The organism is Exiguobacterium sp. RM11 (assembly GCF_059821525.1).
Genome location: NZ_CM187558.1, coordinates 1,816,948 through 1,832,988, shown reverse-complemented (window position 1 = coordinate 1,832,988; position 16,041 = coordinate 1,816,948). Strand labels below are relative to the sequence as shown.

Sequence of the window (16,041 nt, the reverse complement as noted above, 5' to 3'; positions counted from 1 at the left end):
GTACTAAAAAGGGGAGTTTATGATGTCAATTTTTCCAACATTAACGAATAAAACGTACGTCGTCATGGGGATTGCCAACAAGCGCTCGATTGCATGGGCCATTGCCAAATCGCTTGATGAGGCAGGGGCGAAGCTCGTGTTAACGTATGCGGCAGAACGATTCAAATCAGGTCTCGAGTCACTCGCAAGTGAGTTGAAGCAAGAAGCGATCCTACTTGAGTGTGATGTGACGAATGACGAAGCAATTGATTCAACATTCTGTTCGATTCACGAACAAGCGGGCGAGATTCAAGGAATCGCGCATTCGATCGCGTTTGCTGACAAAGAAGCATTGCGCGGTGAATTCTCAGAAATGACACGTGGTCAGTTCGCACAGGCGTTAGACATCTCAGCATATAGTTTGACGGCAGTCGTGAAAGCGGCGAAGCCTTACTTCGCACAAGACGCCTCCGTCATCACGCTCACGTACCTCGGCGGCGAGCGTGTTGTTCCGAACTACAACTTGATGGGTGTCGCCAAAGCGGCCCTTGATTCGAGCGTCAAGTATTTGGCGAACGAATACGGTCCCCACGGTGTGCGTGTCAACGCCATTTCAGCTGGTCCGATTCGTACATTGTCAGCCAAAGGGGTCGGCGATTTCAACAGTATTCTTTCTGAACTTGAACAGAAGGCGCCGTTGCGTCGAAATGTTTCGGCAGAAGAAGTGGCTTCGACAGGTCTCTTCCTCCTCTCGGGAATGGGAAGCGGCGTGACCGGAGAAGTCATTCATGTAGATAGCGGATACCATATTTTATAAGTTTGGGGAATGGCGCAGTGATGCGCCATTTTTGTATTACCTCGTGAATAAATCGGGTAAGGACCTATGAAGGAGGTCAGATCATGGGTCCTTATCAGATTGATTTTACTGTCGTACAATACGTCAACCGACAAGTCCAGCCATCAGGTCGAGCGAGCATCGAACCGGTGACACGAATCAAACGTGTCCAACGAATCCGACCTCGACGTGAAGAATGGCTTGAAGAAGAGCAAGAAAAAAACCCCGGTCGCTATGTCGACCGGAGCATATAAGGTTAGCCTCGGAAACGGAACGTCTCATAGACGTTCCATGTTTCATTTTCGAGTTCATACATGACGGCCATCCGAGTGATCGTCTCTTCGAAATGAACCTGCTCCATACGCATACGTTCGAGGACGTCGAACAGCTCGGCATCGGTCAAATCTTGACCAATCGTGATGTGCGGCAAGAATTCATATTTCGGTGCTTGGCTGAGCACATCTTCATGCAATCGTTGCTGAAGAGTCGACAGATCACGTGTCGGCAACACTTTTAAGTACAAGACATTGTTCGTTGGTGCGAAAGACCGAACGCCATCGACTTTTAACTGAATCGGTTTAGTCGAATCCGCAACTTGTTGCAAGTACTCCAGTACTTTTGGCAAGTCTTCTTCGGACACCTCAGTCCGTTCCTTGATGGTCACGTGAGGTGAAATCAACGCATATTTTGTGTCATACCGTTTTCGATAAGAGTTCGCAAAATCTTGCACTTGTTTAGACGGAAATAAGACTACCCCAATCTTCATTCCTCTTCCCCCTTTAATCGTTTAACCTACATGTTTATGATGACCGATTTAATGAGGGAAGTCAAAGCAGGGTTCGTCTTTTTTCGATTTTTCAGTATAATGGTTATATTAACTAGAGAGATGATGACTCTCTGAACGAAGGGATGTGAAGCGGGATTTCGATCCTGCGCCAATTATGAAACACTTACCACACTCACGTGACGTTCGAGAAGCAGCTCGTGCTCGCTTACTCGAGCGCGGCGTCACGATTGAATCGATTGCCGAAATCGTCTACCAGATGCAGGCCCCTTATTCGCCGCATCTTTCGCTAAAAGATTGTAAGGATTCCGTCGAGGCGGTTCTCGAAAAACGTGAATTGCAACATGCTATTCTCGTCGGATCGGAGCTCGATATGTTGGCGGAGAAGGGTCAACTGTCTGAACCGCTTTTGTCTATCATCGCATCTGACGAAGGCTTATTTGGAGTTGATGAAACGATCGCAATTGGTGCCGTGAACACATATGGTTCGATTGCCGTAACAACGTTCGGGTACTTAGACAAGGCTAAGATCGGCATTATCAAACAGCTCGATACGAAAATGGATGACGGTCAAGTGCATACGTTCATGGACGACCTCGTCGGCGCGATTGCAGCGAACGCGTCTGGGCGGCTGGCACACCGTCTTCGCGACATGGTCGACTTCGGTGAAGAAGAGATGCGTGAACGTAAAGGGTTGTATTGATGAAGTTGACACCGATGCAGGTGGTCATCACCGGGACGATTGCTTATGTGATTGTGTCGGTGTTTGTCGTTTTGGGAGCAGTTGGCCCTATGAATACGTTCGTGTATGAGTTGTTACAGCCGTTACCCGATCGTGTATTTGCATACGTCACAGAATTAGGGAGCGCTCAAGTCATAGTCGGGCTCTCAATTCTAGGTTCATTATTTTGGTTTTGGCGCGGTGACCGCGTCGAAGCTTGGCGACTCGCGCTCGTTGGGATTGGGACACTTCTTTTCACACAAGTGCTAAAGCTTGTTTACGGGATTGACCGTCCGCTTATTGACGCGTCCCTCGATGCGACGACATATAGCTTTCCGAGTGGACATGCATCTGGGTCACTTGCGTTATATGGATTGACGGCTTATGTGCTATACCGAAAGAGGCAGTCACCATTCGCCATCTTCGTACTATTATGCCTCGTCCTTGCGGTGTCGCTCAGTCGAGTCGTCTTGAACGTCCATTACTTTAGTGATGTGATTGGAGGCTGGCTCGTCGCGTTGACTATGATCGCCTTATCTGAATGGATTATAAGGAGGAAAACGGTTTGATCGTCATTGTAGATGTAGAGAAGTGGTTATTTGTTCAAAAGAAAGAAGCGGATGAAGCGTCGGTCCCTACGATTTTAGTAGAGAAGAAAATGGAGGGGGCCACGTGGTTCACTTCCATGAAGATTTTATTCCAATTAAAAAAATGGACGAGTCAACGTCAATTCGTTCCTTTATTAGCTTATGATGAGGAAACGTATCGCTCGTATGAAGTTTTCCACGTTGATGCCGTCCCTCCGATGGCGTTACTTGACGGGGGACGAACGTTACTCGTGAATAATCAACGAGACGAGTCATACGATTTTGCCTTGCAGGGAAGTGGGCACGTCTCGGAGACGTCAATCTTATCGTTTGCGCTCGACTATCTTGAAAAGATGACGAATGAACGTGTCGTCTTTGCAGGAGATGAGACTATCGATTCCGGTCACGTCGTCCCGACCGAGTTATGGGATGCAACAGATCGATTGAAGTCGGGTTATCGTTTATTCGAATGGATTCGAGAAGAAGACGCACGTAAGGAGAATGGACATGACTGATTGGGAAATGACGTTTCAGCAATTACTCGATAAAGAAATAGATGAAGTCCAAGTGCCCCGAGAAGATTTTTTGAACGCTCGTACGATTTTGATTGAGAAAGGCTGGCTCTTCCAAGTTGTAGGTGAAGCCAAGCATGGCGGAATCACAATTTATCGCCGCAATCCAGTTGCACCGACCTCATCATAAAATAGCGTACGACTTTTTCTTCACTTAATATAAAAATGAGGTCTTTCTCCCACATGGAGACAAGACCTCATTTTTTTACGCGTTCGAAGCGAGTTTGATTTTTTGTCGTTTCATCTTGTGGAGTAACCATGCATAGAGGACTTCACAAGAGTTGTGAGGAAGGGTCAGTTCCACAAGTGGGTGGGCATGACCAAATATAGTGAAGCGCGAATGGTCCTCGTCGAGCAGAGAGACTTGAATGTCAGTCGCATCCTGAAGTGAAATGCGTTGTTCCCCTGCGTGAGCATCTTTAAGTTTCAGCATTTTTCCATTCGTCGCAAACTTGGTGAACGAAGAGACTCCTTGTACTTTCAGTTGTTCCATTTCGTGTATCTATCCATCCGCGTGATGAATAGATTTTCACCTCGCTTTCTCTATATTGCCTTCCATTCCTCCAGAAGGTTATTCCTAGTATAACGCCTCGTCCGAAAAAGAAAAGTGTTAATTTAACAAAAAATTAAGACAATTTGTTATCAATTTTTAAGAATAGCGTTCACACCCGTTCATAAAGGGATTTGTCTTTAAACAATTGGTCTGAAAATAACAAAAAAGAACCTCGTTTTCAGAGGTTCGATTGCATTTCTTACATCCATGACCTTATAACCGTTCAATGTGCCACGTGCGACGGCGATACAATAGCTGACCTTTCAGCGCGATTGATTCCTTTTTGGCATCAAAGTCTTCTTCGAGGACGGACATGTCTTCATAGCGACCGGCCACATAGAAGGAGATTACGATTTGACGATTGAATAGACTTCGTTTCGTGTGATCAAAATCGATGATGAGCCCTTGAGGTGCCAAATCGAGCAATTCATCGATGACAGGGAGCGGAATCGGCACGAAGCTAATGTTTCGGATGTCTCGGTCCAGTTTGCTTTGCAACATGTTTTGAACGAAACGATTGATCGTCGACCAATCACGGATGTAGAGACTGCTGTGACGGTCGTTCGCTTCATTGAAGAACGCAATCTCATTATCAATTGAATCCAGAAACGGCTTCTTCATCCCGCGCTCCATATGACTTAAAAATAGGATCTCTGCGATTTCGTGATCCGACAGCGTCTCAAGCGTATTGTAGTCCGGGAAATCGATTGCAGTGAATGTCGTTTGGTTATTTAAATACTTAGACGAGAATGAAGAGAGCTCATGCGCTTCGATATATCGGAAACGCGACCTAGAAGATTGCCTCATTCCTTTGATATCGGTTCGACAAATGATCATCGGTCTCGTGACGGAAAGGGCCTCTGTAATGTCGACCAATGTCACGCCATGTAACGTAAAGCGCTGGACATCTCGGTCTTGTTTTAAATAAAAGAGTTGTTTTGACATATGGTATCCCCTCAGTTTGACATACTACACTTATAGTAGCAAAAACACATGATTTCCGCTATCTTGAGACGGTTCGAGAGGGTTGAGTTCGATACATTTGGGAAAATAGAAGTATACTTGAGGAAACGAATAGGAAAGGCGGGTTCCACATGTGGGGATTGAAACGTAGTTTTCCTGAGCTCGCTACGCCCCGGTTTATCCTGCGAGAGCTAGAACCGCGTGATGCTAGAGCACTTTATACCATTTTATCCACTGAAGAAGTGATGCGTTATTATGGGTCGGACCCGTTGCTTGCTGTTTATGAGGCGAAAAATGTCATCGCCTATTTCAAAGACCAGTTCCAACAAGGCAAAGCGATTCGTTGGGCTATCTGCGATCGATTGACAAACGAGTTGATCGGCACAATCGGTTTTCATAATTGGACGCCCCAATATTACCGGGCTGAAATCGGATTTGAAGTCTCGCCCCATTATTGGAGACAAGGGGTGGCATTTGAAGCGGCAACTGCCGTCATCCGACACGGATTCGAAGAGTTCAAGTTTCACCGAATCTCCGCCTTGGTGGCACCAGGGAATGAAGGATCGAATCGCCTTGTACAAAAACTCGGATTTATAGAAGAAGGTCTCTTACATGATTATGCATATAGCCATGGTCGATTCATGGATTTGACGATGTATCGGCTACTTAAAACAGAATGGGAAGAAAAGGAGCACTCGATGATATGAAAGCACTCGTATTGTTACATGGATTGTGCGGTTCGCCCACATATTTTGAACAGCTAGAACCGTTATTGAATGCCGAGGTTCATGCATTCACACTTCCGGGTCATGCAGGAACGGAAGTCGGACCAGAAACGATGGACCAGTTCGCAGATTGGGTCATGGAAGAGATTCGACTCCGAAACCTTGAACAACCACTTGTTATCGGACATTCGTTTGGAGGATATGTGACGACCAACCTCGTTCGTCGATATCCTGAAAAACTATCCGGCTTTGGGTTGATGCATTCGACCGCTGCCTCTGATTCAGAAGAAGCAAAAGAAAAACGGAACGGGGCAATCAACAAGGTCATTGAAGAAGGGGTGAAGCCGTTTATCGACGGGATGATCCCGAATGTCTTTTCGAAGGAGTCAAATCCTGCACTCATCGAACAAGCAATCGAGATTGGATACGAGATGTCGGTTGAAGGGGTTGTAAACGCACAACGAGCGATTCGTGACCGTGAAGACGAAGTTGATACTGTTCAGGTGACCGAACTCCCTGGTTTATTCATTTATGGGGAGAAAGATCCGAATATGGACGAGACACGGGCATTTTTAGGTGCTGAGAGTCATAGGAAAGTGATTGTCCCATACAGTCACATGGGGATGATGGAAGGTCCTGAAGAAGAAGCAGAAATCGTGAATCAGTGGATTCAGGAGGTAGAGCATGGAAAAATATAAATTAATCGCCATGTCAGGGAGTCTTCGAAAGAAATCATTTAATACCGCTCTTTTACATTCAATTATTGAACTTGCTAAAGATGATTTTGATATTGAAATCGTCTCCATTGAGCTCCCGCTGTTCAACGATGATTTGATTGATCCGGATGAACCGGAAAATGTGGCCGCTTTGAAGCAGGCCGTTCGAGAAGCCGATGGATTATTGATTGTCACGCCAGAGTATAACCATAGCATCCCTGGCGTCTTAAAGAATGCGATCGACTGGTTATCGCTCGAGCCGGGGACGCCGCTTCGAGATAAACCGGTCATGATTGCTGGTGCCTCACCAGGCATCCTCGGAACGGCCAGATGTCAAATTCATCTCCGACAAGTATTTGCCACAAATCGTGCAAATGTTTTACCGGGAAATGAAATTTTCATTACACATTGTAAAGAGAAGATTGATAATACTGGATTACATGATGAAAAATCGATTCATCAAATCAATAAAACATTATTGGAGTATCGTAAATGGATTGAATTTTGGAAGCGTAACGCAAAAAATTAACTTGAAGTCGCTCTTTTTGTTTGATAGAAAGGAATTGTGAAAACAAACACAAGAGGAGCGACACCAAAATGGAAACTTACATCGAACTGTACAATGGCGGCGAATTAGGTGATCGAGCGGTAATGAATGATGGAATGACGTTTGGACGGATGACGATTGTTGAATTGTTTTATCAATCCAATCATATTTTTGGTTACGTAAAAGAGAATGGTGAAAAACGTTTCTTCCTTGAACCGATTTCAGAGGACGACACGTTTACTGTGGATGGTACGACGTATTCACTCCAGCAGTTTATTGCGTTGTTCTAAATAAAATAGATAGGTGATTCGAACGCAAGCGACTCGCTTGCGTTTTTTTGTCATTTTCGTCACGATTGAGAGTGAGGTGATGAGGATGAAACTAGTAGCAATTGAACCGACACCAAGTCCGAATAACTTGAAAATCATTGTGGACCCTCCGTTTGAAGGGAGAGGCACCACATATGACAAAGCGAGTACGGATGCCCCAGCCATTATTCAAGAAATCGTTGGGCTTCGAGGCGTCAAATCGGTATATGCGGTATCTGATTTTCTCGCTGTCGAGCGTCATCCAAAACATGACTGGCATGACGTGATGAATGAAATCCGACGGGCGTTCGGGGAACAAGTCGAGGAAGTCGAATCTGCACAGATGGATACAGACTATGAACCGGTCCATGTATCCGTCCAGTTCGTGCTCGATGTCCCGATGCAGTTGAAACTCGTCAAAGGTGACGAGGAAAAACGGATCGGGCTGTCGAAACGATTTGTCGACGCGGCCATGGAAGTTCAAGCACAAGTGAAGAATGTCATTCAAGACCGCCGTTGGGTGGAGCAAGCCCCACGCTATGGTGAACTGGATGAGGTCAGTGTCGTCGCTCAAGAAGAGTTAGAAGCTGCGTATCCACAAGAACGAGTGGAGCGCATCGTTGCTCGAGCGTTTGGGCGCGAGGCTGATTTTGAAGCAAATGCGAACCACTTGCAATCTGACAATTGGAAAGACCGGATGGCTTTCTTGGACGAATTGGACATTCAAGACGAAAATATGGTGTATTTCCGCCGTGCACTCGAAGATTCCGTGATGGCGATTCGCCGACAAGCTGTCGTCATGATCGGGATGTTTGAAGAACGTCGTGAGGAATATGTCACATATATTGAACAAGCACTCGTAGATGCATCTCCAATCGTGCGACGTACGGCCGGGGATACGGTCTCAGATTGGGCGTTACCTCAATCTCAACCTTCGATGATTGAAGCGCTGAAAGACAAGAATAAACTCGTTCGTTGGCGTGCGGCTCGTTTCTTATTCGATTGTGGAGACGAACGCGCTGTTCCGGCTTTAACAGTTGCCGAACAAGACCGTGAATTTGAAGTTTCGTTACAGGCACGACTCGCAAAAGAACGGATCACAAGCGGAGAAACGGCTCTCGGAACCGTATGGCAACAAATTTCAAACCGCACGAAATGATGTTTCGTTCGACATGTGATGAATCAATTTCATTTACATTTTCAGGAAAGGAGAGGTGTCTGCAAGGCGGATTTCCTCTCTTTTTCGATCTCTTAAATGCACATTTCACCATTTGACTAACATTTGATGTAAGCGTTTCGACAATAGGTAAAATGTCACTGTTCCCCTGTCGAACGATAGGACCTAAATCTTGGTTTTAGATTGGTACACTAGGTTTATCACAGATGAACAAAGGAGCCATAATTATGATGTTGTTTGCAGAAACGCCTGAACTTGTAGCTTATAAAGAAGTGGTAGGAGAGACGATGGTCGTCACGTTTGAATCAATGCATAGTGAGACGTTCTCCATTTCGGCTCAAGTCCGGTCTGATCTCGATATCGCTGATTCGTTGTTCATGACCGGTTGGCAACAGTACATGGAACAAGCTAAAGTTTCGTAAAAAAGGTAAATAATATAAGGGAAATCATTACAAACGTCTGCACTTTGTATACACTAGTGCTATAGACGTTTTTTATTTTGTTGAGGAGAGTGGGATCCATGAAAAAAACTTGGTTACTCGCCGTCGTGACGGCAATCATACTAGTCGTAGCAGGATGTGGAAAAGAAGAGGCGAAACCGAGTCAAGTGAATAGCGATTCGTCTGAACCACCAGCTCCATTAACACTTGACACGGAAATGGCATATGACGCGTCAGCTAATACATTATCAGCAACTGTCAAGATGACGAATCCGAATGAAGAGGCGGCGAAGGTGACGTTCAACTCATCACAACGTTTCCAATTGATCATCAAACAAGGTGACGAAACTGTGTTTGACTATGGTAGCGAATATATGTTCACGGAATCGATTATCGAAGAGACGTGGGAAGCAGACTCGCAAAAAGTATTCGATGAAGTCTTCCCGTTAGAATTGGCAGCCGGTGAATACTCAGTCGAAGTGATCGGGCTCGGCCAAGTCGATGGGGCACCGGAGATCGCCGTGACGGATGAGACGTCTTTCACTGTTGAACGAGTAGCAGAAGAGCCAGAAGAGGACACAACAGAAACGCCAGAAGAAACACCTGCATCTGAACCGCAAACAGACGGTGCGTTCCGTGACGTAAAAATTGATTTGAATGATACGATGATTCAAGTCAGTGGCTTCACGGAAGAAGTAGAGTTTGAATGGTCTGTGTCAGACGGGCATAACTTGTATGCACAGGGTGCGGCAGAAGTAACAGGCGGAAGCTTCACATTTGGTGTGTTGCTCGATGAAGCACCAGCGGAAGGTCAAAAATTATTCCTCGAATTGACACCGATTGGTGGAGAAGTTACGTCATTCCAAATTCAATAATCATGAGACGGAAACGATTGTTTCCGTCTTTCTTTTGTATGTCGCTAGTTGACGGGGTTTGTGAATTATCAGACAATAAAACGAAATGAGAGAATTATGGGAGGGTCATTCATGCAACAACATATTATCGAATCAACACATGTCAAACCGACCATCGATCCGCAGGCGGAGATTCGTCAACGAATCGATTTCTTGAAAGCGTATGTGAAACGTGCCGGTGCGAAAGGACTTGTCCTTGGAATTTCAGGTGGACAAGACTCTAGTTTGGCAGGGAAACTGTGTCAGCTCGCCATGGAAGAACTACGAGCGGAAGATGCGGGGGACTACACGTTTTATGCGGTAAGATTACCGTATGGCGAACAACATGATGAAGATGATGCCCAACTCGCCCTCGAGTTCATCCGTCCGGACAAGTCACTCACCGTCAATATCAAACCTGCCGTCGACGCATCGGTAGAAGCGTTCCGACAAGCGACAGGTCTTGAGTTGAGTGACTTCCATAAAGGGAACACGAAAGCGCGTGAACGGATGAAGGCGCAATATGACATCGCGGCAACGTTTGGTGCACTTGTCGTCGGTACGGACCATGCAGCGGAATATGTGACGGGATTCTATACGAAACACGGAGACGGGGCGTGTGACCTCACACCGTTGACTGGTTTAAACAAACGTCAAGGGAAAGCGTTGCTTCACGAACTAGAGGCGCATGAACGAGTCATTTATAAAGTGCCGACAGCAGATCTCGAAGACGGTCGTCCTGGCCTGCCTGACGAAGTGGCGCTCGGCATGACATATGACCAATTAGATGATTATTTAGAAGGTAAATCCATCGACCCGGTGATTGCGGAGCGGATTGAGACGATTTTCAAACGTTCACGTCATAAGCATCACATGCCTGCTTCTCTATACGACGAGTGGTGGCAATAAGAAAAGGAGGAGCTGTCTTGATGACGGCTTCTCCTTTGTATGTCTTACGCTTTTTTGAACGGGACAAATTGAATGATGAGAATACATGTAAAGGCGATAAAACTGAGAAGTGGGATGGTAACAAAACCAAAGTAATTCACCCAGCGAATGAGACAGTCGTTCGTGCAGAAGGCTTCTCCGTTCGGAATACGTTCTAGGATGACGTGATAAAGACTGATACACCAGCCGGCGCCGGCCATGATTCCGACGAACAATCGATTCACATCGCGGGCGGTCAGCATGATCGTCAAGTAGTAGATGGCGAGTGGATACATAAAAATACGTTGGAACCAACACAGTTTACATGGTAAAAAGAGCATGACTTCAGAGAAGTAAAGGCTGCCAAGCGTCGCGACGGTCGCAACGATAAAGGCGAAATGATGACGTTGCATCAGATTTCCTCCTAACAATCAAATTGATGAATAAACATGATATGATACATTGAAACAAATACTTATTCAGTATACAATCTTTCAAACGATAGAGAAACAGGTGACGTCATGCAAGTATCGGAAGTAGAAGTGTTGATTATCCTTGCAGAAGAATTGAATATGCGCAAAGCGGCGGAGCGGTTATTCGTCTCCCAACCGGCGCTCAGTCAACGGCTCGTGACGATTGAACATCAATGGGGAAAAAAAATCTTTGTCCGTTCGACACGTGGTCTTGCCTTGACGCCAGACGGGGAGAAGATCATCGAGTTCGCCAAGAAAATGTACAGTGAAGAACAAGAGTTACGAAGCGAGCTGACGGCAAATCCGGGAGAAGTATATGGCACGTTAAAGATTGCTGTCGCTTCCATCATGGGTCAGTATTGGCTCCCGAAAGTGTTAAAGACGTTCGTGGAGCGATATCCGTCTGTCCGTGTCAAGTTAGTCACCGGATGGTCGAGTGAAATGATGCGTTACATGCTTGAGGAGAATTTTCATATCGGCATCATTCGAGGGAATCCGGATTGGCGCGGGGAGCGCATGAAGCTGTTCTCTGACTCCTTACACTTGGTCGATTTAAAAATGACAGACCTCTCCCAACTAAAAAATAACGAACGCTCATTTATTCAGTTTAAGAGCGATTCGACATATTACCAGGAAATATTAGAATGGTGGCAGGAACGATTTTCGAGCCCGCCGCTCACCACACTCGTCGTCGACCAGATTGAAACGTGTAAACAGATGGCGTTACATGGAATCGGCTTCGCCATTTTACCGGAGTCGACCATTAAAGATGTCAATGAAATGAACAAGATTCCGTTGACGTCCTCGAGTGGTGTCCCGCTCGTTCGGGACACATGGATGCTGTCGACAGAATCGATGTTGGAATTGGCACAAGTACAAGCATTTTGGAACATTGTTGAAGAAGTTACGAAGGAGACTGAATCATGAATTGGGCAATCGAAGCAAGAAGACAACTGCATTTAATCCCGGAAGCCGGATATGAAGAATTCAAAACGCAAGCGACTCTCGAACAACTGATTCGTTCGCTCGATTCGCCACGTGTTCATATCACGCACTGGCGGACGGGTCTTTTCGTACGTGTGGATGGTCTCGTCGGGGAGAAGACGATTGGGTATCGGGCCGACATGGATGGGTTGCCGATTACCGAGGAGACCGGATTGGAGTTTGCATCGATTCATGAAGGTATGATGCATGCGTGTGGCCATGATGTCCATATGTCCATCGCACTCGGATTGATCAAACGGGCGGTCGAAGTCCCGTTCAACCACCATCTTGTCGTCTTCTTCCAACCAGCTGAAGAAGGGCCAGGCGGGGCGGAGCCGATGGCGAAATCCGAATTATTCTATCACTTCCGTCCGGACGCGCTGTTTGGATTACATGTCGCGCCTGAATATCCGGTCGGGATGGTAGCTTCTAGACCAGGTGTATTATTCGCAAGCGCACGTGAACTCCATATTACGATTCATGGAAAGGGAGGGCACGGCGCATTCCCTCACGCAGGAATTGATGCCGTTATCGTCCAAGCCGCCCTCATCATGCAACTGCAAACCATCGTGTCACGGAACATTGATCCGATGGGAAGTGCGGTCGTCAGCATCGGGAAAGTCGCAGCGGGAACAAAAGAGAACATCATCGCCGATACAGCCAAGTTAGATGGGACAGTACGCGCGTTATCAGACAAGGAGATGGTTGTACTTGAAAGCCGGATTCGTCAAATCATCGCCGGTGTTGAAATGACGTACAACGTTCAAATTGACCTTGAATTCGGCAATCGCTATCACGAAGTCGTCAACGATGAGCGCTATCTTTATCAGTTCGAAGAAGCGGTCGAAGAGGTAGGATATTCGTATAAGACATGTGTTCCCGCCATGACAGGGGAAGACTTCGGATATATGCTGAAACAAGTTCCTGGATTCATGGTTTGGCTAGGTGTGAACGATATGGGGTCAGGTCTCCATCAATCGACGCTCAATCCAGACGAACGAGCGATTGAAGTAGCCATCGAATTGTTTGACCACTATTTCCGAACGGTCATGATTCAATAACACGAAGCGGTCTTTGTTGAGACCGCTTTTAGTGTGCCCAAAAAAGAGTGAAGTGTGAGCAAAGAGGGAATCAAATATGAATGTAAAGCGACAATTCTGTGGCGATTGCTCAAATGTGAACATTTTGCAAACTCGAGCATTGAGACATTACAGCGCAATATAAAATCATTATGATGGAAGTATCGAAGGGTATTCATCTGTGATTGTCGTTTCATACATGGGTTCGAAGCGATAGAGAGAGATAGGAGGTAATCAATAGATGTTTCAAGATCCTGTCCTGATGAGCCGAGCATTAACGGCACTCACTTTAGGTTTTCATGTGATTTTTGCCACACTCGGCGTCGGGGTTCCACTTTTAATCTTATTGGCAGAATTTTTAGGAATTCGTAAAAAAGACCCGAAATATACCCTCATGGCTCGCCGGTGGTCACGCGGTTATGTCGTGACTGTAGCAGTTGGGGTTGTAACGGGTACAGCAATCGGTCTTCAGCTTTCGCTATTATGGCCGAACTTGATGCGCGTTGCGGGTCAAACGATTGCACTTCCACTATTCATGGAGACGTTCGCTTTCTTCTTTGAAGCGATTTTCCTCGGAATTTACTTGTACACGTGGGATCGGTTTAAAAATCCGTGGCATCATATGCTTCTCGGGATTCCAGTCGCAGTCGGTGCATTGTTCTCAGGGTTCTTTATTACAACGGTAAACAGCTTTATGAACCAACCGGTAGGATTTGATATCGTTGACGGTCGTTTGGCAAACGTCAGTCCGCTTGAGGCGATGTTCAGTCCAGCTATGCCGACGAAGATGGCACACGTATTGACGTCTGCGATTCTAACGTCTGCGTTCATCCTAGCGGCGATTGCAGCTGTACAGTTGTTACGTCAACGTCGTAATCAACTCGACAAGATGTCAATCGAATATCACAAAAAAGGTCTTCGCTTGACGATGACAGTCGCTTTGATTTTTGCGATTGCGACAGCACTTGTCGGAGACTTCTCAGGTAAGTATTTGGCACAATATCAGCCGGATAAATTAGCAGCAGCGGAATGGCACTTTGAAACCTCCTCCGAGGCTGAGTTGATTCTTGGTGGTTGGTTAGAAGATGACGGTGAAGGCGGATATGAAGTCCGAGGCGCCTTGAAGATTCCTTACGCGCTTTCTATTCTTGCCGGCGGTGTTCCGAATTATGAAGTGACAGGTCTCAATGAATTTGCGAAAGAGGACCAGCCACCGCTCTTTGTTCACTACTTGTTTGATGCGATGGTCGGAATCGGGATGCTTCTAGCGCTCATCTCTTTCCTATTCGTATTAGGGCGTTATATTAAACGTTTGAACCAGTTCAGTAAACCGATGCTCTTTGCGATCGCAGCCGGTGGACCGCTTGCGATGGCAGCGATTGAATTCGGTTGGTTCTTCGCTGAATTTGGTCGTCAACCGTGGGCACTTTATGAGTTGATGCGTACGAGTGAAGCAGCTACGACGTCGGCAAATGTCGGTTGGATGCTTGTCGCTTTCGCGATCCTCTATGCGGTACTCGGGACAGTCACGGTGGTCGTTCTATCACGTCTGTTCAAAGAGAACCCAGTAGGGAAAGAACTAAATCAATCCGAACATCGCGGTGAAGCGATGTTTGCGGATGAAGTGTGATCGGAGGGTATGACATGCAAATTCAAGAGTTAGGGATTGCCGTCTTATGGACGTTTCTATACGGCTATCTCATCGTCGCATCGATTGACTTCGGTGCTGGCTTCTTCGCATTCTATAGCCGTTATACAAAACGGGATCACTTGGTGAACCGTCTCGTTAAACGGTATTTGTCACCGACGTGGGAAGTGACGAACGTGTTTTTCGTCTTCTTCTTCGTCGGGATTGTCGGATTCTTTCCGGATACAGCTTATTACTATGGAACGGCGTTACTCGTTCCGGCATCCGTCGTGTTGATTTTACTCGCGATTCGCGGTAGCTTTTACGCATTCGCGAACTATGGGTCGAAAGAAAGCACGCTGTATATGTTCCTATACGGAGCCACAGGATTACTCATCCCAGCTTCGATGTCGACCGTATTGACGGTCAGTCAAGGTGGATTCATCACCGAGACGGAAAACGGCGTCTTCTTTGACGGCGCGAAGTTGTTCACCAATTTTTATTCATGGACAGTCGTCATCTTGGCGATTGTTTCAGTCCTCTATATTAGCGCGATGTTCCTCTTGTTCTATGCGGACAAGGCACGCGATCAAAATGCCGTCGAACTCGTCAGAAAATGGGCGCTATTCTGGAGCGTTCCGACGATTATCGCTTCTGGGCTCGTCTTCTTCGGTTTGAAGTCGCAAGCTGCTTGGCACTACGAGAGCATCTTAGGAGGAAACTGGTGGTGGTTCGCAATGAGCTTCCTCTTCTTCGTGATTGCCGTCTCATTCGTTTATATGAAGCGAAATTACGGGATTGCTTTCTTGATGGTCATGGGACAATTCTTCATGGCATGGTTCGGCTACGGATATTCACACTTACCGTATATCTTGTATCCGTATATCGATATCAATGGAAGTGTCGTCAACGAGTCGATGGCGGTGGCACTCGTCATCGTATTCATCTTAGGGTTGCTCCTTCTCGTTCCGGCGCTCTACTTGTTGCTCCGTTTGTTCCTGTTTGACAACGATTATGTACGTGGGAAACGTTCGAGCGGAAAAGCGTGATTGAAAAGATGGGATTTCCTTCATACGGAGGAGATCCCATCTTGTTTTTTTATATAGAGTTTTCAAGTGGAATCAGTTACACTGAACGAAGAATCAAGAAGA

22 protein-coding genes are annotated in these 16,041 nt (G+C 46.4%); 18 read left to right on the top strand and 4 right to left on the bottom strand.

The window, feature by feature from the left end:
• Positions 1-22 precede the first annotated feature (22 nt).
• Positions 23-796, top strand: a complete 774-nt coding sequence (gene fabI / locus AC5LIL_RS09585; protein WP_214687872.1) for an enoyl-ACP reductase FabI — start codon at positions 23-25, stop codon at positions 794-796.
• A gap of 83 nt (positions 797-879) precedes the next feature.
• Positions 880-1,068, top strand: coding sequence for a hypothetical protein (locus AC5LIL_RS09580; protein ID WP_015881231.1), 189 nt, complete (start codon positions 880-882; stop codon positions 1,066-1,068).
• Between the two features lie 2 nt (positions 1,069-1,070).
• Here AC5LIL_RS09580 and AC5LIL_RS09575 read toward each other — a convergent pair whose 3' ends face one another.
• Positions 1,071-1,580 carry a YjcG family protein gene (locus AC5LIL_RS09575; RefSeq protein ID WP_031421499.1) on the bottom strand — a complete coding sequence of 170 codons (510 nt, stop codon included), beginning with the start codon at positions 1,578-1,580 and terminating at the stop codon, positions 1,071-1,073.
• Positions 1,581-1,755: 175 nt separating this feature from the next.
• Here AC5LIL_RS09575 and AC5LIL_RS09570 point away from each other — a divergent pair, with 175 nt between their 5' ends.
• Genes AC5LIL_RS09570 through ykzS form a run of 4 tightly spaced genes read left to right on the top strand, consistent with a single transcriptional unit; the run spans position 1,756 to position 3,608 of the window.
• Positions 1,756-2,301 carry a phosphatidylglycerophosphatase A family protein gene (locus tag AC5LIL_RS09570; RefSeq protein ID WP_499825360.1) on the top strand — a complete coding sequence of 182 codons (546 nt, stop codon included), beginning with the start codon at positions 1,756-1,758 and terminating at the stop codon, positions 2,299-2,301.
• Positions 2,301-2,888 (top strand): phosphatase PAP2 family protein, encoded by a 588-nt coding sequence (locus AC5LIL_RS09565; protein ID WP_499823978.1) that lies wholly within the window; start codon positions 2,301-2,303, stop codon positions 2,886-2,888. Before AC5LIL_RS09570 ends, AC5LIL_RS09565 begins: the two co-directional genes overlap by 1 nt.
• Positions 2,885-3,421, top strand: a complete 537-nt coding sequence (locus AC5LIL_RS09560) for a hypothetical protein (protein WP_499823976.1) — start codon at positions 2,885-2,887, stop codon at positions 3,419-3,421. Before AC5LIL_RS09565 ends, AC5LIL_RS09560 begins: the two co-directional genes overlap by 4 nt.
• Positions 3,414-3,608, top strand: coding sequence for a protein YkzS (gene ykzS / locus AC5LIL_RS09555; RefSeq protein WP_074035038.1), 195 nt, complete (start codon positions 3,414-3,416; stop codon positions 3,606-3,608). Before AC5LIL_RS09560 ends, ykzS begins: the two co-directional genes overlap by 8 nt.
• A 75-nt stretch (positions 3,609-3,683) precedes the next feature.
• Here the strand turns inward: ykzS and AC5LIL_RS09550 are convergent, their stop codons facing one another.
• Entirely contained in the window at positions 3,684-3,971 is a 288-nt protein-coding gene (locus AC5LIL_RS09550) for a hypothetical protein (RefSeq protein ID WP_015881237.1), read from the bottom strand.
• A 273-nt stretch (positions 3,972-4,244) separates the two neighbouring features.
• A complete protein-coding gene (locus AC5LIL_RS09545) occupies positions 4,245-4,976 on the bottom strand; it encodes a hypothetical protein (protein ID WP_499823975.1) in 732 nt (243 codons plus the stop codon).
• A gap of 149 nt (positions 4,977-5,125) precedes the next feature.
• On the opposite strand from AC5LIL_RS09545, the gene AC5LIL_RS09540 reads away from it, so the two are divergent.
• From AC5LIL_RS09540 to nadE, 8 genes are all read left to right on the top strand, one after another.
• Positions 5,126-5,701: a GNAT family N-acetyltransferase gene (locus AC5LIL_RS09540; RefSeq protein WP_499823974.1), complete on the top strand. Its 576-nt coding sequence runs from the start codon at positions 5,126-5,128 to the stop codon at positions 5,699-5,701.
• Positions 5,698-6,417, top strand: a complete 720-nt coding sequence (locus AC5LIL_RS09535) for an alpha/beta fold hydrolase (RefSeq protein WP_499823973.1) — start codon at positions 5,698-5,700, stop codon at positions 6,415-6,417. The genes AC5LIL_RS09540 and AC5LIL_RS09535 overlap by 4 nt, the downstream gene beginning before the upstream one ends.
• A complete protein-coding gene (locus tag AC5LIL_RS09530; protein WP_499823972.1) occupies positions 6,404-6,964 on the top strand; it encodes an NADPH-dependent FMN reductase in 561 nt (186 codons plus the stop codon). The genes AC5LIL_RS09535 and AC5LIL_RS09530 overlap by 14 nt, the downstream gene beginning before the upstream one ends.
• 68 nt (positions 6,965-7,032) lie before the next feature.
• Positions 7,033-7,272 (top strand): hypothetical protein, encoded by a 240-nt coding sequence (locus AC5LIL_RS09525; protein WP_074035023.1) that lies wholly within the window; start codon positions 7,033-7,035, stop codon positions 7,270-7,272.
• A gap of 85 nt (positions 7,273-7,357) precedes the next feature.
• Positions 7,358-8,449 carry a virulence factor gene (locus tag AC5LIL_RS09520; RefSeq protein WP_214695543.1) on the top strand — a complete coding sequence of 364 codons (1,092 nt, stop codon included), beginning with the start codon at positions 7,358-7,360 and terminating at the stop codon, positions 8,447-8,449.
• 245 nt (positions 8,450-8,694) lie between these two features.
• Complete coding sequence (locus AC5LIL_RS09515) at positions 8,695-8,889, top strand: hypothetical protein (protein WP_214695545.1); 195 nt, start codon at positions 8,695-8,697, stop codon at positions 8,887-8,889.
• 98 nt (positions 8,890-8,987) lie between these two features.
• Positions 8,988-9,782: a BsuPI-related putative proteinase inhibitor gene (locus AC5LIL_RS09510; protein ID WP_214785220.1), complete on the top strand. Its 795-nt coding sequence runs from the start codon at positions 8,988-8,990 to the stop codon at positions 9,780-9,782.
• A gap of 111 nt (positions 9,783-9,893) precedes the next feature.
• Positions 9,894-10,709 (top strand): NAD(+) synthase, encoded by an 816-nt coding sequence (nadE, locus tag AC5LIL_RS09505; protein ID WP_214748371.1) that lies wholly within the window; start codon positions 9,894-9,896, stop codon positions 10,707-10,709.
• A gap of 44 nt (positions 10,710-10,753) precedes the next feature.
• Here the strand turns inward: nadE and AC5LIL_RS09500 are convergent, their stop codons facing one another.
• Positions 10,754-11,140 carry a disulfide bond formation protein B gene (locus AC5LIL_RS09500; RefSeq protein WP_214748368.1) on the bottom strand — a complete coding sequence of 129 codons (387 nt, stop codon included), beginning with the start codon at positions 11,138-11,140 and terminating at the stop codon, positions 10,754-10,756.
• Between the two features lie 108 nt (positions 11,141-11,248).
• Between AC5LIL_RS09500 and ccpC the strand changes: the two genes are divergently transcribed.
• The 4 genes from ccpC to AC5LIL_RS09480 all read left to right on the top strand — a co-directional run bounded on the left by ccpC (position 11,249) and on the right by AC5LIL_RS09480 (position 15,939).
• On the top strand, positions 11,249-12,127 hold the full coding sequence (ccpC, locus tag AC5LIL_RS09495; protein ID WP_214785219.1) for a transcriptional regulator CcpC: 879 nt from the start codon (positions 11,249-11,251) through the stop codon (positions 12,125-12,127).
• On the top strand, positions 12,124-13,245 hold the full coding sequence (locus tag AC5LIL_RS09490; protein ID WP_074035009.1) for an N-acetyldiaminopimelate deacetylase: 1,122 nt from the start codon (positions 12,124-12,126) through the stop codon (positions 13,243-13,245). The genes ccpC and AC5LIL_RS09490 overlap by 4 nt, the downstream gene beginning before the upstream one ends.
• Before the next feature lie 259 nt (positions 13,246-13,504).
• Positions 13,505-14,893: a cytochrome ubiquinol oxidase subunit I gene (locus tag AC5LIL_RS09485; protein ID WP_214785218.1), complete on the top strand. Its 1,389-nt coding sequence runs from the start codon at positions 13,505-13,507 to the stop codon at positions 14,891-14,893.
• Between the two features lie 14 nt (positions 14,894-14,907).
• On the top strand, positions 14,908-15,939 hold the full coding sequence (locus AC5LIL_RS09480) for a cytochrome d ubiquinol oxidase subunit II (RefSeq protein WP_015881251.1): 1,032 nt from the start codon (positions 14,908-14,910) through the stop codon (positions 15,937-15,939).
• The last annotated feature ends 102 nt before the right edge of the window (positions 15,940-16,041 follow it).